Genomic DNA, 26,893 nt, shown 5'->3' on the forward strand with positions numbered 1-26,893 from the left:
GAATCCACGCGCGAGCAAAAAAGATCGAAAATTTGAACGAAAAAGTTCAGTTGGCGAGCGGAACCGCGCCGTTAGCCGCCTGGCCATTGCTCGCAGCGCCTGCCGCACCGGCCAGCGGATCGGCATTGCCGGTCGCCGGAGCCTGGCCCGCAGGGGCAGAGGGAGCCTGCTTCACCAGCGACGTATCGATATCGCTCGGCGCGTGCTGAACCGACGCGATCACCGCAAGGACGATCGACAGCAGCACGAAGATCGACGCAAGGACGGTCGTCGAGCGCGTCAGGAAGTCCGCCGCACCCCGCGCGGACATCAACCCTGCCGGGCTGCCACCCACACCCAGGCCGCCGCCTTCCGACTTCTGCATCAGGATGACGGTGACCAGCAAAGCCGCAACGATGGCCTGCACGACGAGGATGAAGGTGAACATGCGAGAATATCTGTCCGAATGGGGTGCGTTGGAGAGCCCATAGCGGCGATGGGCGGCGGGGGCAACCGGCGCTGGGCTTCGTCGTGCTGATCAGATCCCGGGCAGGGCCGAAAGGCCGCCCCCTCCCGCCTCAACCAGCGGCAGCGATCACCGGCGCGAATTTCGTAGCGGTGAGGCTTGCGCCGCCCACAAGGCCGCCATCGACATCTTCGATTGCCATGAGTTCGGCGGCATTCTCGCCATTCATCGAGCCGCCATAGAGGATGCGCATGGCGTTCGCCTCACCCGCGCCGATCCGGCTGGCGAGCGCTGCACGCAGCGCCTTGTGCATGGCTTCGACCGCTTCCATGGTCGGGATGCGACCGGTGCCGATCGCCCAGATGGGTTCATAGGCGACCGCCAGCCAATCGGCCGCCGCGCCTTCGGGCAAGGAGGCAAGCAGCTGCGCGGAAACGACGTCCTCGGCACCGCCAGCGTCGCGCACGTCCAGGCTTTCGCCGACGCACAGGATCACCTTGAGGCCCGCCGCCCTGGCCGCGAGCGCCTTGGCGGCGACGTCGGCGTCGGTTTCGCCTTGATCCTGACGCCGCTCGCTATGGCCGACGATCGTCCAGCTCGCGCCTGCTTCCGCCAGCATTGCCGCCGACAGGCAGCCGGTGTGCGCGCCATTGTCCTTCATGTGGCAGTCCTGCGCGCCGACGAAGGCGCCGCCCTTCACTTGGCTGGCCGCCATGATCAGTGTCGCGGGCAGGCAAAGCCCCACTTCGACCACCGGACGTTCGGCCGCAAGCGCGCCGATCGCTTCCACTTCCGGCAGCTGTGCGCGAAGGCCATTCATCTTCCAGTTGCCGACCACCAGCTTGCGCCTGCCCATCGATCCGTACCCCTTTCAAGTCATCCGTCCATTCGCCAGCCTGACAGACCGGCCCTTCCGCAGGCCGATGGACAAAGGGACGGCATTTGTCCAGCCAAGCCGCACTTGCCGCCGCGACGATCCGCCCCTAAAGCGGGCCGCCTGTAAAAGTCTTTCCTTGTTGGACTTCTCTCCATGCTTTCAGTCTTTCGCCGCTTCATCCATTCGAAATTCGGCGCTCTTTTCGCGCTTCTTTTCCTCGGCATCATCGCGGCGGCCTTCATCTTGGGCGATTTGTCCAGCGGCCAGTTCGGCTCGTCCCTGGGCGGCCGTGGCGAGACGGCGGCGAAGGCTGGCGGGACCCGGCTGACTGTTACAGAGCTGCAAGAGCGGGTCCAGCGCGTCTTCGAAAATGCGCGCCGGGCGACTCCGGGTCTCCAGATCGGCGATTTCCTGGCGCAGGGCGCGGTCGCGCAAATCTATGACCAACTCGTCGCCGCGATGACGCTGAAGGAATATGCGAAGGATCAGGGCGTCCATATCTCCAAGCGCCTCGTCGATGCGCAGATCGCCCAGATCCCGGCGTTTCAGGACGCGGCAGGCAATTTCAGCCAGGATAATTTCCGCCAGCTGCTGGTGCGCGAACGGATCACGGAGCAGGCGCTGCGCGAAGACATCACCCGCGAGATATTGGAGCGGCAGATGCTCGCGCCTCTCGGCCTTGGCGTGAAGCTGCCCGACAGTGTCGTCCTGCCCTATGCCTCGCTGCTGCTGGAGGCGCGTCAGGGCACCATCGCCGCTGTTCCCGCCGCCGCCTTCGCCGACATCAAGGACCCGAGCGATGCGCAACTCGCGACCTATTATCAGCAGAATGCCGCGCGCTTCACGATTCCCGAACAGCGGCGCATTCGCTACGCCGTGATCGATGGGGAGCGCTTCGCCCAGGCCGCGCAGCCGACCGACGCGGAAATCGCCGCAGCCTATAATCAGAACAAGGCGAGCTATGCCGCCAAGGAAAGCCGCAGCTTCGAACAGCTGATCGTGCCGAGCGAAGCCGCCGCCAAGACGATCGCAGCGCAGGTCAAGGGGGGCAAGTCGCTCGCCGCGGCCGCGCAGGCCGCTGGACTGGAGGCATCGACGCTTACCGATCAGAGCCGCGAAGGCCTTACCGCTTCTTCCTCTGCCGCCGTCGCGAACGCGGCCTTTGCGACCAAGCAGGGCGAACTGGCCGGTCCGATCCGTGGATCGCTCGGCTGGGTTCTGCTGCGCGTGTCGAACGTCAAGACCGTTGCCGCCCGCCCCTTGTCAGCCGTGCGCGAGGAGATAGCGGCGACGCTTCGCTCGCAGAAGCAGAAGCGCCTGCTGAGCGAGTTCACCGGCAAGGTCGAAGACCAGATCGCAGATGGTGGCAGCTTCGAGGAAGTGGTCAAGGATAACGGCCTGAAGCTGGAAACGACGCCCTTCCTGATCGCCAATGGCAAGCAGGTCGAGGATCAGGCCTATCAGGTTTCGGCCGATGTCCAGCCGCTGCTGGCGCCGGTATTCCAGATGAGCCAGGACGATGATGCGCAACTCGTGCCGATCACGCCTGACCAGCGCTATGCCCTTGCCGCGCCTGCCGAGATTCGCGCCGCCGCGCCGCCGCCGCTTGCAAAGGTGAAGCCGCTGGTTCTTGCGCAGTATAAGCTGGCGCAGGGCAACGCCAAGGCGAAGGCTGTGGCCGAGCAGATCCGGGCGAAGGTCGCCAAGGGCATGAAGCTCGCCGATGCCGTGGCGCAGGCTGGCGTACGCCTTCCCGCGCCCCAGACGGTGGGGGGCCGCCGCGCCGACATCATGCGGGAGGGCCAGCGTCCGCCCGCCGAAGTGGCGATCCTCTTTTCCATGGCGACGAACAGCGTGAAGACGCTGCCAGTGGGTCAGGATCGCGGATATTTCGTGGTGCAGCTGAACGGCATCAAGCCCGGTGACGCGGGCGGCCAGACCGCCCTGCTCAACCAGGTCCGCAGCCAGTTGAGCGACGTGGCGGGCCAGGAATATGGCCAGCAGTTCGAACGGGCGGTCGAGAAACAGCTTGGCGTGACCCGGAACCCGTCCGCTGTCGCCACCGTGCAGCGGGCGCTCGCCAGCACCAATGGCGGCGCTCAATAAGATGATGCCAAGCAGCGCAGGCAATGACGGGATAGCGGCTGCTCGCGCCGCGCTGGCGGCTGGTAATTCGGCGCTGGTGTGGCGTCGGCAAATCGCGGACACGGACACGCCGATTTCCGCCGCGCTCAAGCTGTTGGAGCCCGATCGCGGTGACTTTCTGCTGGAATCCGTCGAAGGCGGCGCAGTACGGGGTCGCTACAGCCTGATCGGCCTCGCCCCTGATCTTGTCTTCCGCGCGGAGGGCCAGACGGCGGAGATCAATCGCCAGTGGGCGGCCGACCGCCAAGCCTTCGTTCTGGAGACTGCGGGCGCGCTGGATGCCTTGCGGGCGCTGGTGGCGGAATGCCGTGCGGAGCTTGACCCGGCGCTTCCCCCTGCCCTCGCCTGCCTGGTGGGCTATTTCGGGTATGAGACGGTTGGCCTTGTCGAAAAGCTGCCCCGGCCTGCACCCAATCCGCTTGAGCTGCCCGACATGCTGTTCGTGCGGCCGACCATCATCCTTGTCTTCGACCGGCTGGCCGATGCGCTGTATTTTGTCGCGCCTGTGTGGAAGGGCAGCTTCAGCGATGCCGACGCGGCGATTGCACAGGCCCTGGAGCGGATAGATGCGACGGCGGCGCGTCTTGCCGCGCCCCTGCCGCAGACCCCCGCCCCGCAGGACATTGCCGATGTCGAGGTGACGCCCGCTCTGGAGCCGGGCCGCTACAAGGCGATGGTCGAGCGCGCGAAGGACTATATCGTCGCGGGAGACATATTCCAGGTGGTGCTCGCCCAGCGATTCACCAGTCCGTTCACCTTGCCGCCGATCTCGCTTTATCGGGCTTTGCGGCGGATCAACCCGTCGCCCTTCCTCTATTATCTCGATCTGCCCGGATTTGCGCTGATCGGGTCCAGCCCTGAAATCCTGGTGCGGGCGCGCGATGGCGAAGTCACGATCCGGCCGATCGCCGGAACGCGGCCTCGCGGCAAGAGTGCTGTCGAGGATGCCGCCAACCGGGAAAGCCTCCTCGCCGATCCCAAGGAGCGGGCCGAACATCTGATGCTGCTCGACCTCGGGCGCAATGATGTCGGCCGGGTCGCCACTGCCGGGTCGGTGACGGTAACCGACAGCTATACGGTCGAATTCTACAGCCACGTCATGCATATCGTGTCGAACGTGGTCGGCCGCCTTTCACCGGAGAAGGACGCACTGGACGCGCTCTTCGCCGGGTTTCCGGCAGGCACCGTGTCAGGCGCACCCAAGGTCCGCGCGTGCGAGATTATCGCGGAACTGGAGCCCGAGACGCGAGGCGCCTATGCCGGCGGTGTCGGCTATTTCGGGCCAGACGGAAACATGGACAGCTGCATCGTCCTGCGCACCGCCGTGCTCAAGGATGGCGTCATGCATGTTCAGGCGGGGGCGGGCATCGTGGCCGACTCGACGCCGGAATATGAGCAGCGCGAGTGCGAAGCGAAGAGCGGCGCGCTCCTCGCGGCAGCGCGGGAGGCCGTCGATCTCGCCCGGCAGGCGGGCTTCGGCCAGTAGCTCTATTCCGCGGTCGTGGGATCGATCGTCGATCGAACCCTCGCGATGCTGTTGGCCGGAAGCCCCGCAAGCTCGGCATGCTGCCGGATCAGCTCTTCGCTGGGCGCGCGATAGAGACAATAGATCTTGTCGTCCGTCACATAGCTGTGGACCCACTGTATGTCGGGTCCAAGCTCGCGCAGCACAGTGCATGACCCTTGCGATGCGCTTCTGAGTTCATCGCCCCGAAGCCTTCCAGCGCCGGGCATTTCCCTTTCTATCACGAACTGCGGCATGACCACCTCCATGCGGGAAGAGGGACGAATCTATGCCTCCAGGTCGCGCAAGTCCACCGAAAGGCTAGAGCGCGCTGCGCTTAATCGGACGCAGGTCGCGCGCTCTAGTTTTTTGTTGTCGCATCGTTTTAAGCGCAGAACCGGTTCCCACTTTTGCGCACGATGCTCTAACGGCACAGGCGTCCGCCGAGCTTGCCCCGCTCCGCCTGATCCAGGTGCAGATGGTCATGATGCGCGGCGTTATGGTCGGGCGACAGAGTGGTCGAGAAGAGCCGACAAGCACCGTCCCGGACAGCGCGCAGGAAGATGGCTTCCTTCCCCTCACCCCGCCAATCGCGCCCAACGCTGATGCGTTTGCCGCCTTCCAGGATGAAGCCGCTGATGTCGATCGCGTCGGCCGTGGCGTGCTCGCTAAAACTGCCTTGCGCGCGGCCGTAGATGCGGCGGCAGCTGTATGAGCCGAGATGCTGGATCGTCTCCACAGGCTTCCCCAGACTCTGCTCTGCGGCGGGTTGCACCACCTGCCACTCCCAAAGCTTGAGCGCGGCGGCGACCGGGCAGGATGGCGCGACGGAGGCAGGGGACAGGCTCGCCGCGCCATCTTCCTGCCGCAAGCGGACAGCATCGCTGTGGCGGCACTGCCCGGTTCCCTTAGGCTTCATCGCGACATAGCTGACGCCAGCCCGGTCGAGCAGCGCGCGGCATCCGTTGGCGTCGCCGGTCAGAGCGGCGAGCTTGCGGCCCGTGAACATTCCAACAGGCTGGCCGAGGTCCAAATCGGTCCAGGGCAGGTCCTGCGGCCGATGACGCAGATAGGCATAGCCGATCAGCGCCAGGGCGCAGAGTGCGCCAAGCAGAAGAAGCCTGCGCAGGATGATATGAAGCTGGCGCATGCGCTAACCACGCTGCACATGCTCCATCGGTTCCGAAGTCACGGGATAACCGAGATGATCGGGGATGCAGAGGTGGCGCACGCCGTCCCTTTCCTCCAGCCACGGGCTGACCTTTTCCACGGGGAAGGACGCGGCATGGGCGGCCATCTCGGCAAAACTGCCGAACAGCGCCAGCCGCTCAAGATTGCGGCGCGTGGGGAAGATGATGCGGCCACCGCCAGCGTCGCACAGGGCGATTGTGTCGCCTGCGCTCATCCAGAACAGGCGAACATTTTCCGTCGTATCAGCCGTCGCAACCTGGCCCTCAGGCGCGCGCGCCAGATAGAAGCGCGTATCATAAATCCGCGCGGCCATTTCCGCGTCCGCCGGGTGCCAGCGGCTGAACGGCGTCAAATGATCCAGCGCAAGTTCAAGCCCATGCGTCTGGAGGATGGCGGAGAGGGTCGCGCCTCCTGCCAAAGCTCCACGCATCTCGGCCAATTGCGCCGGGTCCGCCGTGGCCGCAAAGCCTATACCCAAGCCGCTTTCCTCCAGCGTCTCCCGGATCGCGGCAAGGCGCGCAGCGGTCTCTCCCACATCCGCCGAGCCCCCCGTGGTGCGCGCGAGTTCGCGATCTGCGTCGTCCACAGCGCCGCCGGGAAATACCAGAGCTCCCGCCGCAAAAGCCATCGTCCCTGCCCGCTCCATCATCAGGATGTGCGGAGGACCATCGGGCATGTCACGGACAATGATCGCGGTCGCAGCCGAGCGGCCTTCAATGCTGGATGATGTCATGACACCCGCCATAGGCGCGCATCATGCTGGCGGTAAAGTCCTTCAGGACCACCCCTTCCTTCAGAAAGGATGGTGGAGCCGAGGGGGATCGAACCCCTGACCTCGTCATTGCGAACGACGCGCTCTCCCAGCTGAGCTACGGCCCCAAGGAGCGCTGCCTATAAGCGAGCCGCTTTTGCCTTGCAACGGGCTTTTTCTCATATCTGCCCGTGCCAGCCCGAGCGACCGGTCGGTTCCAAACATGGATGTTACCTCCACGTAACGGCCGGAACGATGCGCCTTTCCACTCATTGGTGAAACAACGGCTGTGAGGCCGTAGCAACAGCAGCCAAGGAGAAGTATCATGGGCTATCAAGGCGGACGCCGCTATGGAGGCGATGACAGGACTCGCGGCGATTGGGATCGCGGCTCGGACCGCTATCGAGGCCAGCGCGACTGGCGTGATGACCGCAGCTATCGTTATGGAACGCGTGGCCAGTTCAGCGGTCCTGATAGCCGACGGGCACCGGAGCAGTATGATCCTGAAGAGCGCGGATTCTTCGATCGGGCAGGTGACGAGATTCGCAGCTGGTTCGGCGATGAAGAAGCCGAACGCCGTCGCGAATATGACGAATATTATAACCGTCCCTATGGTGACCCGCGCGACGAAAGCAGCCGCATCGGCTTCGCGTCAGCATCGCGCAGCAGCCAATATCTGCCGAACCGGGGCTATGCGCCCTTCACTGGCGAACGCAGCGGGTTTGGCAGTGAAGATCATGGCAACCGCGTCCGCTCCTATGGACCGACGCATGATTATGGCGAGCATCACGACGCCAACTATCATGCCTGGCGCCAGCAGCGGATCGACGAACTGGATCGCGACTATGCGGAATATCAACGCGAGCATCGCGACCGCTTCAACAATGAGTTCGGCAGCTGGCGCACGCGCCGCACGGAACAGCGGCAGGCGGTGCAGCAGGTCCGCGAACATATGGAAGTCGTGGGCAGCGACGGCCAACATATCGGCACCGTCGACAAGCTGAGCGGCGATCGCATCATCCTGACCAAGACCGATCAGGATGCAGGCGGCGTGCACCATTCCGTTCCGTCGTCCTGGATCAGATCGGTGGACGAACAGCGGGTGACGCTGGAAAAGACCGCCGATGAAGCGCACAAAGCCTGGCGCACCGAACGCGAGCAGAATGCGATGTTCGGGGAAGGACGCGACCAGAATAGCTGGAGCAGCAGTGGTTCCAGCAGCTCGCGCGACACGTACCGCTACCGCTGATTGCCGATGAGCGACGGAAGGGGCCCGGCGATGCCGGGCCCTTTTTCTTGTGCGCCGAACAGGCTATGCGACGTCGGCCGATAAGGCCTGCCACCCCTCTTGCGCTCTGCCTACCGGCGATGGCACAGGCCCATCCCTCACCTGTCGAGGCCGTTCATGCCAACCATCCTGCTGCTGGTCGTTTCAAACATCTTCATGACCGTCGCCTGGTATTGGCATCTGAAAGGCGGGATGGAAAAGCCGATCCTGATCGTCATCCTGATCAGCTGGGGCATCGCGCTGATCGAATATTGCTTTGCCGTGCCTGCGAACCGCGTCGGCTTCGCCAGCGGGTGGAGCGCGGGGCAGCTCAAGATCGCTCAGGAAGCGATAGCGCTGATCGTGTTCGGCGGGTTCATGGTGACGGTTCTCGGCGAACCGCTGCACTGGCGGCACGCGGCGGCATTTCTGTGCATCATGGCGGCGGTGGGTTTTCTGTTCGTGGGCCGGTCCTAGCGCGGCTGGGCTACGGCTTACGGCAGCAGCAGCGACGAGTCGCCATAGCTGTAGAAGCGGTATCCGCTCTCGATCGCATGGGCATAGGCCGCCTGCATGCGCTCTCGCCCCATGAGCGCACTTACCAGCATGAACAATGTCGATCGTGGCAGATGGAAGTTGGTCATCAGGCCATCGATCGCGCGGAAGCGATAGCCGGGCGTGATGAAGATGCGCGTCTCGTCGGCAAAGGGGCGGATGATGCCATCCTCGCCACAGGCGCTTTCGAGCAGGCGCAGGCTGGTCGTGCCGACGGCGATGAGGCGGCCGCCTGCCTGGCGGGCAGCGTTCAGCCGATCGGCGGTGGCCTGTTCGATCCGGCCCCATTCCGCATGCATGCGGTGGTCGTCGGTATCTTCAGCCTTCACGGGCAGGAATGTGCCAGCGCCCACGTGCAGCGTCAGCGTTTCCGACACCACGCCCGCATCCGCCAGCGCTGCCATCAGATCGGGGGTAAAGTGCAGCGCCGCCGTGGGGGCTGCGACCGCGCCATCCTCGCGCGCGAACATCGTCTGATAGTCGCTGCGGTCGCGCGCGTCGGTCGGCCGCTTGCTGGCGATGTAGGGCGGCAGCGGCATGCGCCCTGCCCGCTCCAGCAGAACCTCCACGGGCTCATCGCCTTCGAACGTCAGGGTGACGCCGCCATCGTCGTCGCGCGGCCCGGCAAGAGCGGTGACGCCCGCGCCGAAATCTATCTGGTCACCATCGCGAACCCGCTTGGCGTTGCGCAGGAAGGCCTGCCATTGGCGGAGGCCGAGCCGCTTGTGGAGCGTTGCCCCGATCCTGGCCTGGCCACGGAGCCCTTCCAATTGGGCGGGGATGACCTTCGTATCGTTGAAGACCAGCACATCACCGGGCCGCAAAAGGCTCGGCAGGTCACGCACAGTACGATCCTCAAGCGGATTGTCGCCGTCAACCAGCAGCAGGCGGGCAGCGTCCCGCGGTGATGCTGGCCGGAGAGCAATGCTCTCAGCAGGCAATTCGAAGTCGAACAGATCTACGCGCATGCGGGCGCTATCCTCTAAGCAGGATCATCATGCCGGAGTGGCCCGGCATGATCCGCCTTCCTTCAGCCTTAGCGCTTCTTCGGTGCAGCCTTCTTTGCCGCGGCCGGTGCGGGCGCGACAATGGAGGGCGCTGGAGGCGTGGGCAGCGCCGCTACCGGCGGCTTGCCATCGCTTTCGATCGATGCCTGGAGAATGGTTGACGGATTGACGGGCGGCTCGCCCGGAGCGATGGCATCGACATATTGCATGCCTTCGATCACGCGGCCGAAGACGGTATATTTCTTGTCGAGCTGCATGCGCGGCAGGAAGAGGATGAAGAACTGGCTGTTGGCGCTGTTCTCGTCCGCTGCGCGCGCCATCGATACGGTGCCGCGCAGGTGCGGCATCGGGTTGAATTCGGCCTGAAGGTCAGGGAGCGAGGAACCGCCGGTGCCGTCACCCTTGGGATCGCCGCCCTGCGCCATGAAACCGGGGATGACGCGGTGGAATTTCAGGCCATTGTAGAAGCCCTGACGCGTCAACTGCTTGATGCGTTCGACATGCTGCGGGGCGATGTCAGGGCGCAGCTGGATGCGCACGCGCCCGCCGCTCGACAGGTCGAGATCCCACACATTTTCCGGATCCACCGGCACGGTCGCAGGCGGCAGCTTCACTTCTGCGTCCTGACCCATCGATTTCGCGTTCTGTTCAGCACGCGCGGCGGCTTCCGCCCGCTTCATCTCTTCGCCATTGCCGCCAGGAGCGCCACCCTGGGCCAGCGCCACGCCGCCCGACGCATAGAGAGCGACAGTGATCGCCACGGTCTTGAACGCCGAACTGAACCGCATGGATAAGCTTTCCCTGATTTGGACCTTGAAGGCGAAGCTGCCCTGATAGCGCGCTCTTCGCGATTGGCAACTGAACGAAGGCTGAGCGGCCTGTTATTGGCCGCCCTTCTGCCCGAGCATCGCCACCCGAGCGACTACATCATCCCGCACGCGGGCGCTGACAAACTTGTCGATCGGCCCGCCATACAGCGCGATTTCCTTCACCAGGCGCGAAGCGATCGGCTGGAGCGATACATCGGCCATCAGAAAGGCGGTTTCGATCCGGTGGTTGATCTGGCGGTTCATGCCGGTGAGCTGATATTCATATTCGAAATCGGTGACGCCCCGAATGCCGCGGATGATGACGCTGGCGCCCTGCGATTCGGCGAAATCCATCAGCAGCGAATTGAAGCCGGTAACGACGATCTCCGCGTCGATACCGACGCATTCGCGTTGCACCATCTCCAGCCGTTCTTCATCGGTGAACATGGGCGATTTTGCGATATTGGTGGTGACGCCGATGACCAGCTTGTCGACCAGCTTGGCGCCCCGGCGGATGATGTCCATGTGACCCAAAGTGATCGGGTCGAACGTGCCGGGATAGACCCCTACCCGCTGACTGCTCATGCCTTACCGGTCCCTTTCCACGATATAATCCGCGATCGCGCGCAGCAGGTCCGCTTCTGCCCCGAAGCCGTGCAGATGCGCCTTGGCCTGATCGACCAGCAGACGCGCCTGTTCCCGCGCACGCTCTATCCCGAGCAGGGAGACGAAGGTTTCCTTGCCAGCCGCCGCATCCTTCCCCACGGCCTTGCCCGCAAGGTCGGCGTCCCCTTCGACGTCCAGCAGATCGTCGGCGATCTGGAAGGCAAGGCCGATGTCGCGCGCATAGCCGTGCAAGCTGGTCCGGGACTCCGCCGGAATCCGCGCCATGATGGCGGCCGCATCCACGCAAAAGCCGATGAGCGCGCCGGTCTTCAACTGTTGCAGCCGCGTGACGGTGGCGAGGTCGAAGCTGGTGCCGTCCGCCTCCAGATCCATCATCTGCCCGCCCGCCATGCCAGCCGGGCCGCTGGACAGCGCGAGCGCCTTTACCAGTTCCACCCGCACGAACGGATCAGGATGGGTTTCCTCATCCGCCAGCACTTCAAAGGCAAGGTCGTGGAGGCAGTCACCCGCAAGGATCGCGGTCGCTTCATCAAAGGCCTTGTGGATCGTCGGCTTGCCCCGGCGCATGTCGTCGTCATCCATCGCGGGCAAATCGTCATGCACCAGCGAATAGACATGGATGCACTCGATCGCGAGGCCGACGCGCAGCAGCGATTCCGCCGAGATGTTGAACAACTCGCCAGCGGCCTGCACCAGCAGTGGCCGCAATCGCTTGCCCCCGCCGATGGCGGCGTGCCGCATCGCTTCATAAAGCCGCGCGCGCGGATCTTGCGGGACGGCTAGCAACAGATCGAACGCGCGATCTATGGCGGCAGCGACGGCAGATGCCCGATCCGCCAACAATGCTGATCCGGAGGCCCTTCCCTCCATCATCGCGGCGCTCAATCCGCGCCGAACGGCTGGGCACCCGTGACGGCGCCGCTTTGGTCGAGGGTCAGTTTCTGGATACGGGCTTCGGCGGCCTGCAAGCGGTCCAGACAGCGTTTGCGCAGCTCTTCACCCTGGGCATAGAGCGAGATCGACTCGTCAAGCGGCACATCGCCGCTCTCCAGCCGCCGGACAATGGTCTCGAGTGCGCGCAGCGCATCTTCAAACGACAATTGGGACAAGTCGCCCGGCTCTGTCTTGCTGTCTTCGGCCATGATCTCTGCATTGGCGGGCGCTGGAGGCGCGGTCAAGTCCGCACCGTGCCGGAGCCCTGATTCCCGACCACTTCGTCACGAAAGCGTCATGAAAGAAGCCACAAGAATGGCGGGATTTTGGCAGTTTTGCGTTGACGCTTGCGTCAGCAAGTGCACATAGAAGGACCGCTATGAAATATTATCTCCCCCTAATTTCCGTCGTTGCTCTCAGCCTCCTTTCCGCTTGCAACAAGAATGATGAACCCGAAGTCGTCGGCGGCCCCGCCGATCCGATGGCTGCGCAACTCGCCAACGCAGCGCCTGTTGAACTCCCCCCTTCCGTGAAGGTGAGCCATCAGTATCGTTGCAAGGACAACAGCCTGATCTTCGTCGACTTCCTGAGCGATGATAAGACCGCGAACCTCCGCACTGAAAAGACTGGCGCGCCGACGAAGCTCGTCGCGGCAGAGCCGGGCAAGCCCTTTACGGCAGAAGGCGGCTATTCGGTCGAAGGCAGCGGCAAGCAGATCATCGCAACTCTTCCGGGCAAGAGCGGCATCAGCTGCAAGGCCTGATCACCGCCTCCCATGTCTTTCACAGGCCGGGCCTCACCGCCCGGCCTTTTTCATTTGGGCGACGGGGACGCCAGTTCAGGCTCGCCAACTTCAATCGGATCGGGACCGAAGCGGTTGGCCCCGCGCGTCCCGCTCATGATGAAGAACACCAACAGAATAAGGCTGCCGATCAACGGAAAGAAGATGATCAACAGCCAGAAGCCGCTCCGGTCGGTGTCATGCAAACGGCGCACGGCTACCGCCAGCCATGGGATCAGCATGGCGAGGCCGAACAGGCCCGTGAGTGGGCCGCCGCGGGTTTGATAACCGGTGTCGAACCACCATGGCCCACGCCGCACCCAATGCTCCGTCGTGCTGAGCCCCAGCAGCCCCTCTATGAGGCTGATCGCGATGAAGCAGATCAGGAGGAAGAGGATGAACATCCAATATTCCTTCGGCCGCGCCCGCCCCGAAAGACGGGCGTAGCGACGCAGCGGCAACAACATCCATTCCATTTTCCGTCCTCCCGGCCGTGATCCAACGCATATTAATAGCATGTTTTCCCGAGTTGGGCTGGCCAAGGATTGTCTATCCGCCCCTCCCCGGCTAAAGGCGCGCTCATGTCGACCGCAGCCACTCAGATCACCCCGGAAATCGTCGCCGAACATGGCCTTTCGCCGGAAGAATATGACCGCGTATTGAACGCCCTCGGGCGCGAGCCCAACCTTACCGAATTGGGCATATTCTCGGTCATGTGGTCGGAGCATTGCTCCTACAAGTCGAGCCGCATCCACCTGAAGAAGCTGCCGACCGAAGGCCCGCAGGTCATTTGCGGTCCCGGCGAGAATGCGGGCGTCGTCGATATCGGCGATGGCCAGGCGGCGATCTTCAAGATGGAGAGCCACAACCACCCGTCCTACATCGAACCCTATCAAGGCGCGGCGACGGGCGTGGGCGGCATCCTGCGCGACGTGTTCACCATGGGCGCGCGGCCGGTTGCGAACATGAACGCGCTGCGCTTCGGCCGTCCCGATCATCCGAAGATGAAGCATCTCATCAGCGGCGTGGTTCATGGCATCGGCGGCTACGGCAACTGCGTGGGCGTGCCGACGGTGGGCGGCGAGGTGAATTTCCACCCGGCCTATGACGGCAACATCCTGGTCAATGCGATGACCGTGGGCGTCGCGGAGACGGACAAGATCTTCTATTCGGCCGCGTCGGGCATCGGCAATCCGATCGTCTATGTTGGCTCAAAGACGGGCCGCGACGGTATCCATGGCGCGACCATGGCCTCTGCCGACTTCGGCGACGATGCGGACGCCAAGCGCCCAACGGTGCAGGTCGGTGATCCCTTTACCGAAAAGCTGCTGATCGAGGCTTGCCTTGAACTAATGGCTTCCGACGCGATCGTCGCGATCCAGGACATGGGCGCGGCAGGCCTCACCTCCTCGTCGGTGGAAATGGCATCGAAGGGCGGCGTCGGTATTCAGCTCAACATGGATGACGTGCCGCAGCGCGAAACCGGCATGACGGCTTATGAAATGATGCTGTCGGAAAGCCAGGAGCGCATGCTGATGGTGCTCCAGCCGGGCAAGGAAGCTTTCGCCGAAGCGATCTTCCGCAAGTGGGAACTGGACTTCGCGGTTATCGGCCATGTGACGGACACCGGCCGCATGGTGCTGGTGCACAAGGGCGAGACCGTCTGCGACATCCCGCTTGCTCCGTTGGCCGATGATGCGCCGCTTTATGACCGCCCATCGATGCGGAAGGAAGACTATAAGGCCTGGGCCAAGGTCGAGCCGCTGGGCGAGATCGCGGAAAGCAGCGACATTGGCGCGGATCTGGTAAAGCTCATGGGTTCGCCCGACATCGCCAGCCGCCGTTGGATCTGGGAACAATATGACCATATGGTCGGCGCCGACACGGTGCAGCGTCCTGGCGGCGATGCCGCGGTGGTCCGCGTCCATGGCACGCAAAAGGGCATCGCGATCAGCACCGACTGCACCCCGCGCTACTGCTATGCCGACCCCTATGAAGGCGGCAAGCAGGCCATTGCGGAATGCTATCGCAACATCAGCGCAGTCGGCGCGACGCCGCTGGCCGTCACCAACTGCCTGAACTTCGCCAATCCGCAGCGGCCTGAGATCATGGCGCAGCTGACCGGCTGCCTCGACGGCATGGGCGATGCCTGCCGCGCGTTCGACTTCCCGATCGTGTCGGGCAATGTGTCGCTTTACAATGAGTCGAAGGCGACGGGTGGCGGTTCGGCCATCCTGCCCACGCCTGCGATCGGCGGCATCGGCCTGCTCAAGGATATCGATGTGATGGCGACCGTTGCCTTCAAGAAGGAGGGCGACGCCATCTGGCTGATCGGTGGCCAAGGCACGCATCTTGGCCAGTCCATCTGGCTGCGTGAAATCGCAGGCCGCGAAGCCGGGGAAGCGCCGAAGGTCGACCTCGCCGCCGAGCGCGCTCATGCGGAAACGGTCCGCGCGCTCATCGCCGACGGAAAGGTCAGCGCGGTTCATGATATTTCGGATGGCGGCCTGCTCGTCGCCATCGCTGAAATGGCGCTCGCGAGCGGCAAGGGCGCAGAGCTCAGCACAGAATTGACCACCGCAGCAGCCTTTGGCGAGGATCAGGGCCGTTATGTCGTGACAGCAGCGGCGGGCGTGGACATTCCGGGCGCGGTGAAGATCGGGACCGTTGGCGGCGGCCAGGTCGCGGGCGTCAGCCTTGCCGATCTCCGCTTAGCACATGAGGGCTTCTTCCCCAATTTGATGGATGCCGAACTGTAAGGGCGGATTTGGCGAGTTGATGGGCGGGGCGGGTCAGGCAGACCTCGTCACCCGCCCGAACAGCAGTTGATAGACATCATCGCCCCCCTCCGCATCGAATACGGCCATCACCTTTCTGAGGTCCTTGGGGGAAAGGGGTTGGCGCCCCTCGCTGGACACCACCGCGCCGATCCCTTTCAGATGCGAGAGCAAGCCCCGCGCGCCGCCGCAGTGGAGAGCATAGTCTTCCTCGAAAACGAACGCGTCTTCATACCGGGCCAGCATGGAAGATAGTTCGCCAATCGACGGGTAGTCAGGGACGCCGGGTATCAGGCCGCAGGCTTCATGAGCTGCGCGCCATTCCGCGAAGCTCCCCCGCCCCATCGTCGAAAAAATGATGCTTCCGCCCGGCTTCAACAAGCCGACCAAGCGAGCGATCGCTTCTTCCAGATCGTCGAACCATTGGAAGGCCAGGCTGGAAAGGATCAGGTCGAACCACTCGCCTTCGAAGGCAGGCGCTTCTCCATCCATTGCGAGGAAAGTGCCCGCGACAAAGGCTCCGGTCGCGGTGCGCGCGAGCATTTCTGGCGAGAGGTCGGTAACGAACAGTTCGGCCGCAGGCCATCGCTGCTGAATGTCGCGGGTCAACAGCCCCGTTCCGCAGCCGATTTCCAGAATGCGCTCCACCCCGGAAGATTTCTGCCATTGAGCAAGGTCGGCGACCAAGGCCGCTGCCGCGCGCTGCGGACCGGCATGATCCTCATAATGATCCGCCGCCGCGCCGAACGCCTCGCTTATCCGTTGCTTGCGGCCGCTGTTCATGGCTAGTCGCATGGCAGAGCAACGCCGCCTTTTCCAGCGTCTTTAAGGAACCTTGCCACATGATCGCCCCTTCATCCCGGATCGCCGCCATGGACGTGCTGCGCGGCTGCGCGGCGATGGGCATATTGTGGATGAACATCAGCAGCTTCGCCCTGCCGCAGACCGCTTATTTCAATCCGAGCGTCGCGGGGCCGCTTTCGGTTGGCGACAAGCTGTTCTGGTTGACCAGCTTCCTGCTGTTCGACGGCAAGATGCGGGCCCTCTTCTCCATGCTATTCGGCGCGTCGATGCTGCTTTTGATCGATCGCGAGGAAATGGCGGGGCGCAACGGGCAGCGCGCGCAGATCATCCGGGCAGCCTGGCTCTTCGCCTTCGGCCTCGCGCATTATATGCTGCTATGGTCCGGCGACATATTGATGAACTATGCCCTGATCGGGCTCGTCGCGATGATGTTCATCGGTAAGGAGCCGCTGTCGCTCCTCAAATGGGCGTTCCTGTTCTTCCTTGCTCATTTCCTGATCTGCACGGCATTTGTCCTTAGCCTCCATGGATGGGCGGAGACGGCCGCCGCGCCAGACGCCGCTGCAACCCTCAAGGACAGCTTTGCCCGCTATATCGGCGCATTGAGCAATCCGGACGATCCCGCGATCCGAGAAGAAATCGCCACCTACCGGAGCGGCTTTGCAACCATAGTGGCGCATCATCTTGAGCTCTATGTCAGCAATTGGTGGTGGTCCTTTTTCCTCAGCGCGTTCGACACGCTCGGTTTCATGCTGATGGGCATGGCCATGCTGAAGGGCGGGTTTCTGACCGGACGGTGGCAAGCGGAGCAATATTGGCGCACGGCCAAGCATTGTTTCCTGATCGGGCTGCTTCCGATGGCGGGTCTCGCAGCCTGGCTGATCCTGCGGGATTTCCCTGCCTTGCCATCCCTGGCCACGTCGCTTGCCTGGTCCTTTCCCTTCCGCATCCCGCTCGCGGTGGGCTGGGCAGCGCTGATCCTATGGGTGTTCGTCGGCCATGGTGAGCGGCGGATCGTGATGGCGGTTGCGCGCACGGGTCGGTTGGCGCTCAGCAACTATCTGGGCAGCAGCCTCTTCATGTGCGCCCTATTTTATGGGTGGGGTCTCGGGCTATTTGCCCTGCTGCGGCCGTCGCAATTGCCGCTGCTGGTGCTCTGCGCCTGGCTTTTCATGCTGGTGTGGTCGACGGCATGGCTTGCCCGATTCGCCGTCGGACCTTCGGAATGGCTTTGGCGCACCCTCGCGCGAGGAAAAACGCAAAAGATTCGCAACAGCATCTAATATTCTATTGCGACCCATTATCATCTGAGATATTTCCCGATTCAGGGAGAGCCTCATGGTCGTCTGTGTCTGCAATGCCATTCGCGAAAAGGATCTTAAGGAAGCCGTGCGCAGTGGCGCGGATACCCCCTGCAGCGCTTATGCCCGTCTCGGCCGTCGTCCCAAATGCGGGCAGTGCGTCCCCTTCGCCCGCACGTTGATCGCTGCCGAGCGTGCCAGCGCCTGATCAGCATTGCAAATCATCCGCAGTTAATCCCCTTCAGTCGCCGAGAACTCGACGCAATAGCGCTAGAGAAAAATGGCTGTTTTCCTGGGCTTTCGGGTTAACAAACCGGATCACGCACCCTATAGTTACGCTTTCATTCCAATAGCCGGAGGACAGCGCCATGAAGGGTGACTCCAAGGTCATCGACTATCTCAACGAGGTCCTCAAGAACGAGCTGACCGCGATCAATCAATATTTCCTGCATTACCGGATGCTCGATCATTGGGGCATCGAGAAGCTGGCCAAGTTCGAATATGAAGAGTCGATCGATGAGATGAAGCATGCGGACAAGGTCGCGGAACGCATCCTGTTTCTCGATGGTCTGCCCAATTTCCAGCTGCTCGGCCGTTTGAAGATTGGCGAAACGGTCGAAGAGGTGCTGAAGGCCGACCTCGCACTGGAATATGAAGCGCTTCCCGTCCTGAAGGACGCGATCGCCTATTGTGAGACCGTACGCGATTATGTCAGCCGCGACCTGTTCCAGTCGATCCTCGAAAGCGAGGAAGAGCATGTCGACACATTGGAGACCCAGTTCGAAATGATCGAACGCATGGGTATCCAGAATTATATCCAGCTTCAGAGCAAAGCTGCGGAAGATTGATTCATAAGGTGGGTGGGCGCTTGTTCGCCTGCCCCCTTTCTCAAATCAGCGAATCGAGCAAGCCGATCAGCGGCAAGTCGGCGGGAGGCATGTCCAACGCATACATCTGATTGGGCCTCACCCATTTCAGATCGGTAGCGTGCCGCGCTTCGGGCAAGCCTTCCCATTTTCGGCAAACATAGAGCAGGAGGAGCAGGTGCCTGTCGCCAAGCGCCTCGCTGGCGAAAGCGGCGGGCGCAAGACAGCTTGCATGGGTGCGGATGCCCAATTCTTCCTCCAGTTCGCGAATCAAGGCCGCTTCTGGCGCCTCCCCCATTTCCACCTTTCCGCCAGGAAATTCCCACAGGCCCGCCATGGCTTTGCCTGGGGGCCGTTGCTGAAGCAGCACCCGGCCGTCCGGATCGACCAACGCTGCAGCAACGACCAGAAGCGGGAAATTTGTCGTCATATCAGTCCAGCAAAAGGGGTTTGTTAACTGTGGCCCTTTTACAGGGGTAAGCGGGGCTGTCTGCAATAAACGGGTGGTACAATGCGTGGGGTGATCAAACGCCTGTCCCGATCGGGATTGTTGCAGTGTCAGCGGGGGGCAACAGCTGTTGAGTATGGATTAATCTTGGCCCTCGTTTTTCTCGCGATGATCGCTGCAGTATCGAACGTCGCAAACAAGACCGTGGGCATGTGGAACAACGTCGCAACTGAAGTTCTCGCGCATTAACCATTAATCTCAGACCTGCTCGACGATATTAAAGCTTTGTCAACCTAACCCTCATAAACCGTCCATTGCTGACCTATTTCTAGCGGGGCGGCTGGGTAGTTAAACGGGAATTCAAGTCAAGGAGACTTCACATGAAGTTCGTTCGCAAGATGCTGAAGAATGAAAAGGGTGCTACGGCCATCGAATACGGCCTGATCGCTGCGCTGATCGCAGTCGCCGCTATCGGCGCGATGACCAGCCTGGGTGGCAAACTGACCAACACGTTCAACAAAGTTCAGGGCAACATGGGAACGTAAGTTTCGACCTGATCTTTTAGAAAAGGGCGGCAGGAGCGATCCCGCCGCCTTTTTTGTCTCGCACGCTCAGCACGATCGGCCCAGATCTCAAATAATGATCTTCACCCGCTGACCAGGACGAAGCACTGCCTGAGCCTTGAGCGCATTGATCGTGAGAAATCTTTCCAGTTGATAATCCGGATAAGCCATTCGCCGGCTGAGCGACTGCACGGTATCTCCTGCCTTTACCGTAACCACATTCACGCGGCGCGGCTTTATGGCTGCTGCTTCCTGAGACGTGAGTCGCGTGACCGACTGCACCAGGGGAGCGAATGGCCCTATTCCCTGCCCGGCAGGCGTCAGGAGCAGGAAATGATATGCTTTACCGCCGCCGAAATCATAGGCGAATACGGTCGCGTCCACTTGGGTAGAGTTGGCGTTTGCCCGAATGCTGCGCCACGCAGCGGGAATGCCATTTACCGTGGTGCGGCGCACCTCTCCTTCTGGCACGCGGCTATTGCTGCCGCCCAACTTAGCGAAGACCGAGTCGATATAGGCACCAAGATCGCCTGAATAAGCGCCGCGACCAAATTGCGCCTGCCCGCCAGAGCCGGAAATCGAGACCGCGCTCGCGCTATTTTCCATGCCGAAGCCGGAAGGTGCGGTGAAAGCCAGGCGCAGGTCTGGATGACGGAAACGGCTGCCCTCGATCACGCCTTGCCGCGGATCGTCGCCATAAAGGACGCCGTCCAGCGCCTTCAAGAACTGATCCTGATTGCGTGCACCAGCGGACGTTTTCTGGGCGGAGGCGTTACGCGCCGCGCGCCCGACACGGGACGCGGGGTCGGGGTGCGTGCTCGCCCATTCCGGAACAGACCGCGCATTGCCCGTCACGCGCGCATCCAGACTGCTTTGAGCACCCAAGGACGCCAGCATGGACGATAGCGCCCGAGGATCATAGCCAGCGGACGCAAGGTAACGGATGCCGAGGTCGTCGGCCTCATATTCCTGCGTGCGCGAGAATTTGAGGGTCAGCAACTGGCTGCCCGTGCCAATGCCCTTCTGCAGCAACCCGGCAAAGGCAGAATCGCCCAGCAGGGCCCCCGTCAGCACCTGCAGCAATGTTCCGCCAATGGCATTGCGCTGCGCCGCCTGCTGTCGCCGCTGGCCATGCTGAGCCGCGACATGCCCGATTTCATGGCCGAGTACGCCTGCAAGCTCTGCTTCGTCATTGGCCAGCGCCATCAACTGACGGGTCACATAGACATAGCCGCCGGGAATGGCGAAAGCGTTGTTAACCGGCGAATTCAGCAGCGTTACGGTGAAATCGCCTTGAGCGTTGGACAGTCCGGATTGAACGGCGATGCGACGGCCCACTGTCTCGGCATATTTCGCCTGAGGGCCAGTATAGGCGCCGCCAAATTCATTAAGCAGCTGCGGGTGCTGCTTCGCTCCGCTTGCTTTTTCCTGCGGGCTGATCGACGTCACCGTCCGGATCGCGCGTTGCTGCCCCAGAACTGACGGTGCTGCGATGGCGGCCGCGATAGCAATCGCGCCGCTTGTCCATGCCAATGCCTTATTCACGGCTCCTCCACATGCTGAACCTGTTACCCGGACGAAACGAGGCTCCGGGCTGCATGTTCCTTCAGGAAGAGTGAGATCAAGCGCCGATGGCTAGAAATTTGTCCGCCCGGTCGGTGCGAAGTTCCTGGGGCCCGAGGCCTGCGAGTGAGTCCAGCTCTTCACCAATGGCTGCGCCAAGGCTGGCGATCGCCTGCACAGGTTCGCGGTGCGCGCCGCCGATGGGTTCCGTGACGATCCGGTCGATGACGCCCAAACCCTTGAGATGCTGCGCCGTCACCTGCATGGCCGTGGCGGCGTCGCTCGCCTTGTCGGCGGTCCGCCACAGGATGGAGGCACAACCTTCAGGCGAAATGACCGAATAGACCGCATGTTCGAACATCAGCACCCGGTTCGCGGCAGCCAGCGCGACCGCGCCGCCCGAGCCGCCCTCACCCACCACCGCAGCGACCATGGGCACGCCCAGCGCCAGGCATTGTTCGGTCGAACGGGCGATAGCCTCTGCCTGGCCGCGTTCTTCGGCCTGAACGCCCGGGAATGCGCCCGACGTATCGACCAGCGTCACGACAGGCAGGCCGAACCGGTCAGCCAACTGCATCAGGCGGATTGCCTTGCGATAGCCCTCGGGCTTTGCCATGCCGAAATTGTGGCGGACGCGGCTGGCGGTGTCGTCACCCTTTTCATGACCGATCACCATCACCCGGCGATCGCCCAGCATCGCCAGGCCGCCGATGATCGCCTGATCATCGGAAAAGGCCCGGTCCCCGGCGAGCGGCATGAAATTGTCGAACATGCCCGCGACATAATCCTTGAAGTGCGGGCGATCGGGATGCCGGGCAACCTGCGTCTTCTGCCAGGGCGTCAGCTTCGCATAGGTGTCCACCAGCATCTTGGCGGCGCGCTGCTCCAGCTTCTCGATCTCGCCGCTGATATCGATATCACCGGCGCTCGCCGTCGCGCGCAGTTCGATGACGCGCGCCTCAAGCTCGGCGATAGGTTTTTCAAATTCCAGAAAGCTAACCATGGCCGACGGCGTTAGGGTGCAGACGCTTCTTCGTCAACGAAACGATGGCGCATTGTCGCCAGTGGATGGCGGCTGTTCACCAATTCGACCAGACGGCGGCTGTCGACATGCGTATATATCTGCGTCGTACCAATGTCGGCATGGCCAAGCATGGACTGGAGCGCGCGCAAGTCTGCCCCGCCTTCGAGGAGATGCGTGGCGAAGGCATGGCGCAGCACATGGGGGCTTACCCGCTGCGGCGCTATGCCTGCTGCGGCGGCAAGCTGCTTCACCAACTGATAGAGGCGAATGCGGCTCAAATGGCTCTTGCCGGAGGGAAAGAGCCATGGGCTGGTCTCAGGGACGTGCGGCAGCCAGGCGGAGACGGCGGCTCGCGCCCGGTCCGATATCGGCACAAGTCGCTCCCGCGCGCCCTTGCCCTTCAGGATCAGGAACGGCCGGTCCGCGGCCAGCGCCCTGCGCGGCAAGGAGACCAGTTCGGTAGCGCGCAGTCCTGAGCCGTACAGCAACTCGATCAAGGCCGAGAGACGAAGGTCGAGCGGCGACGGATGCGCGACGGCGAGCTTCTCCTCGATCAAGGCGAACAGAGATTCGACCTCCTGCGCCGACAAAATCTTGGGCAGGGGACGCCGGGTGACCGGACGCGGCAATGCAGCGGAAGGATTGTCGCCGCGCAGCCCTTCTTCTTCCAGAAAGCCGTAAAAGGCGCGCAGTGCCGAAGCCTTTCGCGCCACCGAAGAAGCGGACAGTTCCGCCCAGGCAGCGGCAAGCCCCGCAATGGCGTCCTTGCTGGCGGCGGAGAGGCCACCCAAAATCTTAGCCGCGCCTTCCAGATCAGCGCGATAAGCGAGCAAGGTATTGCGCGAGGCACCGCGTTCCGCCGCCATCATCTCCAGAAAACGGCCGATTAGCGCCCCATCCTCTCCCATGGGCTCAGATCCGCGTTATGGCCTCCGCCGCGATCATCCGCGCTTCGGGGTCGAGCCCGACCTGATGCAGAGCCGCAACGATGTGATAGAGGTGAGCGGCAGGCAGGCGATCCCACTCCGCCGCCTGCATGCCCACGGCGGCAAGCAACGCGACTGTCGCTTTCTCTCCCCGCCCTGCGGCTTGGTGAATCGCCCGCGCCCAACGGCTGTTCACCGCAAGGTTCAGGCCATTATCCTGCGCCAGGGAGGCACTGGCCTGCGGATTGAGGCGGGCAAGTCCCGCCAAAGCCGCAATCAACATCTGGCCTTTTGCCGCGCCAGCCTCATCGGCGAAGGAGGATACACGCCCTTCGCTGATGTCGACCACCGCGCTCGGCGCTCCCACCGCCAGCAAAGCCCAAAGGTCGCCCGCGCCTTCGCCTTCCGCCTGCCGTGCGACGCCGCTCCACCGCGCGGCGCTGCGGTCATAGCCTGCCGTCAGCATGGACGCGACCAGATGGGCGGCCTCCCGCGCGTCGATCGTCACGACGGGCAAGGCGGCCGCCGCCTTCGCCGTCGCGATCAGGCCGACATAGTCAGGGTTACCATTGTCGCGCCACAGCGTCCGCATCCCCTGAACGCGCTCTCCTGGCGAGCCTGCGCCATAGGCGTTGCGCAGCGCATCGACCTTGTCGGCAATTTCGGGGGTCGCATCACCATCAGCGGCCAACTGGCTGTAGAAGCCGACCAGCGCCTGATTGGAGAAAACGCCCAGTCGCGCGGCTGCTTCCGAACCCGGCAGGCGGCGAACCGCGCTCAATGCAGGCGCGCGCGCTTCCCATGCCCGCACATGGCGCCCCGCCGTGGCGTAAAGCGCGTCGGGGATTTCGACATTAAGAGCGGTGGCAAGGCCGAAACGCCACGCCGTCAGCCCATCTACGCCGTCCCATTCGATCTTCACCGACCGGCGCGCATTGAATCCCGTGCCGACCACCTTCTCTGCCAGGCGATAATCGACGCCGCGCACGACCCCCCGCCGCTGCGCCTGGTTGAGCGCCGCACTGGCAGAACCCTGATCACCCGACAGCGCCGGGCAGATCGCCCGCATCATGTCCCATCCCGGTTCCTTGCTATAGCGCAGCGCACCGGTGGAAAGCGGACACAAGCCGGCCGGGTCTGCGGTCGCCAAGTAGGTCTGCATCGCCACGGCATAGAGGCGCGGTGTGAACTTGTCGGAATCGACGCTCTGCACCAGCAGCCGCGCGCTGTCCGCTTCGCCCATCCGAAGCAGCAGCCACGCCCGTTCGGCAACCCAGTCTGCGCCATTGATATCGCGCGGCGTGTCCGTTGCCGAAAGCAGCGCCCGGCGCAGCAGGATGGACGCCCAGCGCGACGTGACCGGCGCGCGCGTTTCCTTCATCAATGTCGCGAGAAACAGGCCCGACTGGCCGCCAAATGCATCAGGTTCCAGGCCGAGCCGCGCGGGCGTGAGCGGCCCAACACGGTCCAGCGACCGCTGCGCCCCGGGGGGCAGATCATATTTCTGCTTCTGCGCCGCCAGCTCTTCCTCGGACAGCTCATCCACCGCCTCGCCCGCCAAGGCGTTGTCCGCAGACGGTACGTCGCTGCTGGGCGGCAAGGGCTGAACCATCGGCACAGGCGCGCCGGGGGTTGCCGGACGCGCGGGCTGAGGCGCGGAAGGCGGTGGTGCCGGAGGCGCCTCTCCGAAGCCCGGGGGCAGGAGCGATTCCGGCGACTCCTGCGCAATCACCGGCAGCGCGAGAGCGAACGCAAGCGTCCCCAGCGCCCATTTCGCATTCACCCGGCTTTGACGCATGAATTTATTTGCCCAGCTTTTCGGCGGGGATGGTCTTTTCCACCCGCTGCTGCGGCTGTTCGCCGCCACGCGACCAAAGCAGCGCGACGAGACCCGCAAGCAGGACGATCAGAACAATGGGAATGAGTGGCAGGCGCGTCCCGCGACGGCGTGAGCTGCTTTCGAAGGTGCTGAAGGAACGATTGCTTCTCATGGATCCTTGTGCGGCCTAGCCGTCTAGTTGAGGAAAGTTGCGATTTGCCTCCGCGACGGGGGGATGTATAGCCCCCTCCGCAATGCAGCGAAACAGCAAATCCGTGCCTCCGCAGTCAAAGCGCGGTTCCATCGTCCTGATAGGGATGATGGGCGTCGGCAAATCGACGGTCGGACGCAGGCTGGCAGCGCGGCTCGGCCTTGCCTTCGTGGATGCTGACGAAGAGATCGAAAAGGCCGCGGGCATGACCATCACGGAAATGTTCGAACGCTATGGCGAGGGCTATTTCCGTGATGGCGAGCGGCGGGTGATCGCCCGGTTGCTGGACGATGAGCCCAAGGTGATCGCCACCGGCGGCGGCGCATTCATGCAGGAAGATACGCGCGCCCTGATCCTTGACCAGGCGACCGCGATATGGCTGGACGCCGACATCGACACGCTGGTCGATCGGGTATCGCGGCGGGAAGGCCGCCCCTTGTTGAAAGGTAAGGACCCCCGCGTCGTGCTGACCGAATTGGCGGCAGTTCGGAACCCGGTCTACTCGTTGGCCCCCATCCACGTGAAGAGCATTGCCGCGCCGCATGAAGTGGCGGTCGAGAGCATTTTGGAGAAATTGGCGGCATGGCAATAGTCCGCGTCGCGCTGGATGCGCGCAGCTATGACATCGTGATCGAACAAGGCGCGCTGGATCGCGCGGCCGGTCATCTTGGTTCCTATGCAAGGGGCGGCAGGATGGTGGTCGTGACCGACGCCAATGTCGCAAAGGCACAGCTACCCAGGCTTGAAAACAGCCTGCGCAGCACCGGCATCACGGTTCAGCCCATCATCCTGCCCGCAGGCGAGCAGACGAAGAGCTGGCGCCACCTTGAGCAATTGCTCGATCAGCTATTGGCTCTGGAAGTGGAGCGCGGCGACCATGTCGTGGCGCTGGGCGGCGGCGTGATCGGCGATCTCGTGGGCTTTGCCGCGTCCATCCTGAAGCGCGGCTGCCACTTTATCCAGGTGCCAACGACGTTGCTCGCCCAGGTCGACAGTTCGGTTGGAGGAAAGACCGCGATCAACGCGAGCGCGGGCAAGAATCTGATCGGCAGCTTCTATCAGCCGAGCCTCGTCCTCATCGATCCGTCGACCCTTGACAGCCTGCCGCATCGTGAAACGCGCGCGGGCTATGCCGAGATCGTGAAATATGGCCTGATCGACGATCCCGAATTTTTCGCATGGTGTGAGGCTGAGGGGCATCGGCTGCTGACCGGCGATCGCGATGCCCGCGAGTTCGCGATTGAACGCAGCGTCCGTGCGAAGGCGGCTATCGTCGCCGACGATGAGCGCGAAACATCCGGCCGTCGCGCGCTGCTGAACCTTGGCCATACGTTCGGACATGCGCTGGAGGCGGATACGGGCTTTTCCGATTTGCTGCTGCATGGCGAGGGCGTGGCGGCGGGCATGGCGCTCGCCTTCCGCTATTCCGCGCGGCTGGGGCTGTGCGCGCCTGAGGATGCGGATCGGGTGACGGCGCATCTGAAGTCGGTGGGCCTGCCGCATGATCTTGCCAGCGCCCATGTGGAAGCGGACGGCGCTGCTTTGGTGGCCCATATGCTGCACGACAAGAAAATGGCGGCAGGCACTCTACCCTTCCTGCTGGCGCGAGGCATCGGGAAGACGTTCCTGTCGAAGGACGTCGTGTTGGATGATGTGGCAGCGTTTCTGGACGAGGACCGCGTGGCTCACGCTTAAGGAC

31 protein-coding genes and 1 tRNA gene are annotated in these 26,893 nt (G+C 63.1%); 13 read left to right on the forward strand and 19 right to left on the reverse strand.

The features are described 5' to 3' along the window. Positions 1 to 46: 46 nt before the first annotated feature. Together secG and tpiA are read right to left on the reverse strand one after the other, a co-directional pair. Positions 47 to 427 carry a preprotein translocase subunit SecG gene (secG, locus tag ACYU8T_RS06830; RefSeq protein ID WP_097091317.1) on the reverse strand — a complete coding sequence of 127 codons (381 nt, stop codon included), beginning with the start codon at positions 425 to 427 and terminating at the stop codon, positions 47 to 49. A 130-nt stretch (positions 428 to 557) separates the two neighbouring features. Continuing rightward, positions 558 to 1,301: a triose-phosphate isomerase gene (gene tpiA / locus ACYU8T_RS06835; RefSeq protein WP_461158914.1), complete on the reverse strand. Its 744-nt coding sequence runs from the start codon at positions 1,299 to 1,301 to the stop codon at positions 558 to 560. Positions 1,302 to 1,475: 174 nt separating this feature from the next. Here tpiA and ACYU8T_RS06840 point away from each other — a divergent pair, with 174 nt between their 5' ends. Continuing rightward, the gene (locus ACYU8T_RS06840) at positions 1,476 to 3,428 is read left to right on the forward strand and encodes a peptidylprolyl isomerase (RefSeq protein ID WP_461158915.1); all 1,953 of its coding nucleotides are present in this window, start codon (positions 1,476 to 1,478) and stop codon (positions 3,426 to 3,428) included. Beyond that, entirely contained in the window at positions 3,412 to 4,953 is a 1,542-nt protein-coding gene (gene trpE, locus ACYU8T_RS06845; RefSeq protein ID WP_461158916.1) for an anthranilate synthase component I, read from the forward strand. Before ACYU8T_RS06840 ends, trpE begins: the two co-directional genes overlap by 17 nt. Before the next feature lie 2 nt (positions 4,954 to 4,955). Here the strand turns inward: trpE and ACYU8T_RS06850 are convergent, their stop codons facing one another. From ACYU8T_RS06850 to ACYU8T_RS06865, 4 genes are all read right to left on the reverse strand, one after another. Further along, positions 4,956 to 5,240 (reverse strand): DUF4242 domain-containing protein, encoded by a 285-nt coding sequence (locus ACYU8T_RS06850; RefSeq protein WP_461158917.1) that lies wholly within the window; start codon positions 5,238 to 5,240, stop codon positions 4,956 to 4,958. Positions 5,241 to 5,395: 155 nt separating this feature from the next. Further along, positions 5,396 to 6,121, reverse strand: coding sequence for an extensin-like domain-containing protein (locus tag ACYU8T_RS06855; protein ID WP_461158918.1), 726 nt, complete (start codon positions 6,119 to 6,121; stop codon positions 5,396 to 5,398). A 3-nt stretch (positions 6,122 to 6,124) separates the two neighbouring features. Further along, the gene (locus tag ACYU8T_RS06860) at positions 6,125 to 6,895 is read right to left on the reverse strand and encodes an NUDIX hydrolase (RefSeq protein ID WP_461158919.1); all 771 of its coding nucleotides are present in this window, start codon (positions 6,893 to 6,895) and stop codon (positions 6,125 to 6,127) included. 70 nt (positions 6,896 to 6,965) lie between these two features. After that, a tRNA-Ala gene (locus ACYU8T_RS06865) sits at positions 6,966 to 7,041 on the reverse strand. Between the two features lie 197 nt (positions 7,042 to 7,238). On the opposite strand from ACYU8T_RS06865, the gene ACYU8T_RS06870 reads away from it, so the two are divergent. Continuing rightward, positions 7,239 to 8,162, forward strand: a complete 924-nt coding sequence (locus tag ACYU8T_RS06870) for a DUF2171 domain-containing protein (RefSeq protein ID WP_201513547.1) — start codon at positions 7,239 to 7,241, stop codon at positions 8,160 to 8,162. A 156-nt stretch (positions 8,163 to 8,318) separates the two neighbouring features. Further along, positions 8,319 to 8,657: a DMT family protein gene (locus tag ACYU8T_RS06875; RefSeq protein ID WP_097091312.1), complete on the forward strand. Its 339-nt coding sequence runs from the start codon at positions 8,319 to 8,321 to the stop codon at positions 8,655 to 8,657. Between the two features lie 17 nt (positions 8,658 to 8,674). Here ACYU8T_RS06875 and queA read toward each other — a convergent pair whose 3' ends face one another. The 5 genes from queA to ACYU8T_RS06900 all read right to left on the reverse strand — a co-directional run bounded on the left by queA (position 8,675) and on the right by ACYU8T_RS06900 (position 12,320). Then, positions 8,675 to 9,703: a tRNA preQ1(34) S-adenosylmethionine ribosyltransferase-isomerase QueA gene (queA, locus tag ACYU8T_RS06880; protein WP_461158920.1), complete on the reverse strand. Its 1,029-nt coding sequence runs from the start codon at positions 9,701 to 9,703 to the stop codon at positions 8,675 to 8,677. A 68-nt stretch (positions 9,704 to 9,771) separates the two neighbouring features. After that, a complete protein-coding gene (locus ACYU8T_RS06885) occupies positions 9,772 to 10,530 on the reverse strand; it encodes a peptidylprolyl isomerase (protein ID WP_461158921.1) in 759 nt (252 codons plus the stop codon). Between the two features lie 93 nt (positions 10,531 to 10,623). Further along, on the reverse strand, positions 10,624 to 11,136 hold the full coding sequence (gene coaD, locus ACYU8T_RS06890) for a pantetheine-phosphate adenylyltransferase (protein WP_461158922.1): 513 nt from the start codon (positions 11,134 to 11,136) through the stop codon (positions 10,624 to 10,626). 3 nt (positions 11,137 to 11,139) lie between these two features. Further along, a complete protein-coding gene (locus tag ACYU8T_RS06895) occupies positions 11,140 to 12,048 on the reverse strand; it encodes a polyprenyl synthetase family protein (protein ID WP_097092734.1) in 909 nt (302 codons plus the stop codon). Positions 12,049 to 12,059: 11 nt separating this feature from the next. Further along, positions 12,060 to 12,320, reverse strand: coding sequence for an exodeoxyribonuclease VII small subunit (locus ACYU8T_RS06900; protein WP_461158923.1), 261 nt, complete (start codon positions 12,318 to 12,320; stop codon positions 12,060 to 12,062). Positions 12,321 to 12,490: 170 nt separating this feature from the next. Between ACYU8T_RS06900 and ACYU8T_RS06905 the strand changes: the two genes are divergently transcribed. Beyond that, a complete protein-coding gene (locus tag ACYU8T_RS06905; RefSeq protein ID WP_097091307.1) occupies positions 12,491 to 12,874 on the forward strand; it encodes a hypothetical protein in 384 nt (127 codons plus the stop codon). Between the two features lie 50 nt (positions 12,875 to 12,924). Here ACYU8T_RS06905 and ACYU8T_RS06910 read toward each other — a convergent pair whose 3' ends face one another. Then, the gene (locus ACYU8T_RS06910; RefSeq protein ID WP_461158924.1) at positions 12,925 to 13,368 is read right to left on the reverse strand and encodes a DUF805 domain-containing protein; all 444 of its coding nucleotides are present in this window, start codon (positions 13,366 to 13,368) and stop codon (positions 12,925 to 12,927) included. 105 nt (positions 13,369 to 13,473) lie between these two features. On the opposite strand from ACYU8T_RS06910, the gene purL reads away from it, so the two are divergent. Then, a complete protein-coding gene (gene purL / locus ACYU8T_RS06915) occupies positions 13,474 to 15,651 on the forward strand; it encodes a phosphoribosylformylglycinamidine synthase subunit PurL (RefSeq protein WP_461158925.1) in 2,178 nt (725 codons plus the stop codon). 33 nt (positions 15,652 to 15,684) lie between these two features. On the opposite strand, the gene ACYU8T_RS06920 is transcribed toward purL, so the two are convergent. After that, complete coding sequence (locus tag ACYU8T_RS06920; protein WP_461158926.1) at positions 15,685 to 16,452, reverse strand: methyltransferase domain-containing protein; 768 nt, start codon at positions 16,450 to 16,452, stop codon at positions 15,685 to 15,687. A gap of 59 nt (positions 16,453 to 16,511) precedes the next feature. Between ACYU8T_RS06920 and ACYU8T_RS06925 the strand changes: the two genes are divergently transcribed. From ACYU8T_RS06925 to bfr, 3 genes are all read left to right on the forward strand, one after another. Then, the gene (locus ACYU8T_RS06925) at positions 16,512 to 17,756 is read left to right on the forward strand and encodes a DUF418 domain-containing protein (RefSeq protein WP_461158927.1); all 1,245 of its coding nucleotides are present in this window, start codon (positions 16,512 to 16,514) and stop codon (positions 17,754 to 17,756) included. A 55-nt stretch (positions 17,757 to 17,811) separates the two neighbouring features. Continuing rightward, positions 17,812 to 17,982 (forward strand): (2Fe-2S)-binding protein, encoded by a 171-nt coding sequence (locus ACYU8T_RS06930; protein ID WP_097091302.1) that lies wholly within the window; start codon positions 17,812 to 17,814, stop codon positions 17,980 to 17,982. Between the two features lie 160 nt (positions 17,983 to 18,142). Then, positions 18,143 to 18,622 (forward strand): bacterioferritin, encoded by a 480-nt coding sequence (gene bfr, locus ACYU8T_RS06935; protein WP_097091301.1) that lies wholly within the window; start codon positions 18,143 to 18,145, stop codon positions 18,620 to 18,622. A gap of 40 nt (positions 18,623 to 18,662) precedes the next feature. Here the strand turns inward: bfr and ACYU8T_RS06940 are convergent, their stop codons facing one another. Continuing rightward, positions 18,663 to 19,070 carry a (deoxy)nucleoside triphosphate pyrophosphohydrolase gene (locus tag ACYU8T_RS06940; RefSeq protein WP_461158928.1) on the reverse strand — a complete coding sequence of 136 codons (408 nt, stop codon included), beginning with the start codon at positions 19,068 to 19,070 and terminating at the stop codon, positions 18,663 to 18,665. Positions 19,071 to 19,151: 81 nt separating this feature from the next. On the opposite strand from ACYU8T_RS06940, the gene ACYU8T_RS06945 reads away from it, so the two are divergent. Further along, entirely contained in the window at positions 19,152 to 19,337 is a 186-nt protein-coding gene (locus tag ACYU8T_RS06945; RefSeq protein WP_201513539.1) for a Flp family type IVb pilin, read from the forward strand. A gap of 131 nt (positions 19,338 to 19,468) precedes the next feature. Then, positions 19,469 to 19,633 (forward strand): Flp family type IVb pilin, encoded by a 165-nt coding sequence (locus ACYU8T_RS06950; protein ID WP_461158929.1) that lies wholly within the window; start codon positions 19,469 to 19,471, stop codon positions 19,631 to 19,633. Positions 19,634 to 19,720: 87 nt separating this feature from the next. Here the strand turns inward: ACYU8T_RS06950 and ACYU8T_RS06955 are convergent, their stop codons facing one another. The 5 genes from ACYU8T_RS06955 to ACYU8T_RS06975 all read right to left on the reverse strand — a co-directional run bounded on the left by ACYU8T_RS06955 (position 19,721) and on the right by ACYU8T_RS06975 (position 25,155). Continuing rightward, the gene (locus ACYU8T_RS06955) at positions 19,721 to 21,196 is read right to left on the reverse strand and encodes a M48 family metalloprotease (RefSeq protein WP_461158930.1); all 1,476 of its coding nucleotides are present in this window, start codon (positions 21,194 to 21,196) and stop codon (positions 19,721 to 19,723) included. Positions 21,197 to 21,272: 76 nt separating this feature from the next. Beyond that, positions 21,273 to 22,217 (reverse strand): acetyl-CoA carboxylase carboxyltransferase subunit alpha, encoded by a 945-nt coding sequence (locus tag ACYU8T_RS06960; protein ID WP_097091298.1) that lies wholly within the window; start codon positions 22,215 to 22,217, stop codon positions 21,273 to 21,275. Positions 22,218 to 22,228: 11 nt separating this feature from the next. Further along, a complete protein-coding gene (locus ACYU8T_RS06965; RefSeq protein WP_461158931.1) occupies positions 22,229 to 23,146 on the reverse strand; it encodes a tyrosine recombinase in 918 nt (305 codons plus the stop codon). 4 nt (positions 23,147 to 23,150) lie between these two features. Next, positions 23,151 to 24,962 (reverse strand): hypothetical protein, encoded by a 1,812-nt coding sequence (locus ACYU8T_RS06970; RefSeq protein WP_461158932.1) that lies wholly within the window; start codon positions 24,960 to 24,962, stop codon positions 23,151 to 23,153. A 4-nt stretch (positions 24,963 to 24,966) separates the two neighbouring features. Further along, a complete protein-coding gene (locus tag ACYU8T_RS06975; protein ID WP_097091295.1) occupies positions 24,967 to 25,155 on the reverse strand; it encodes a hypothetical protein in 189 nt (62 codons plus the stop codon). Between the two features lie 82 nt (positions 25,156 to 25,237). Here ACYU8T_RS06975 and ACYU8T_RS06980 point away from each other — a divergent pair, with 82 nt between their 5' ends. Together ACYU8T_RS06980 and aroB are read left to right on the forward strand one after the other, a co-directional pair. Then, positions 25,238 to 25,786: a shikimate kinase gene (locus ACYU8T_RS06980; protein WP_201513534.1), complete on the forward strand. Its 549-nt coding sequence runs from the start codon at positions 25,238 to 25,240 to the stop codon at positions 25,784 to 25,786. Next, positions 25,777 to 26,889, forward strand: coding sequence for a 3-dehydroquinate synthase (gene aroB / locus ACYU8T_RS06985; protein ID WP_461158933.1), 1,113 nt, complete (start codon positions 25,777 to 25,779; stop codon positions 26,887 to 26,889). Before ACYU8T_RS06980 ends, aroB begins: the two co-directional genes overlap by 10 nt. The last annotated feature ends 4 nt before the right edge of the window (positions 26,890 to 26,893 follow it).

Source organism: Sphingobium sp. TomMM35A (assembly GCF_054771735.1).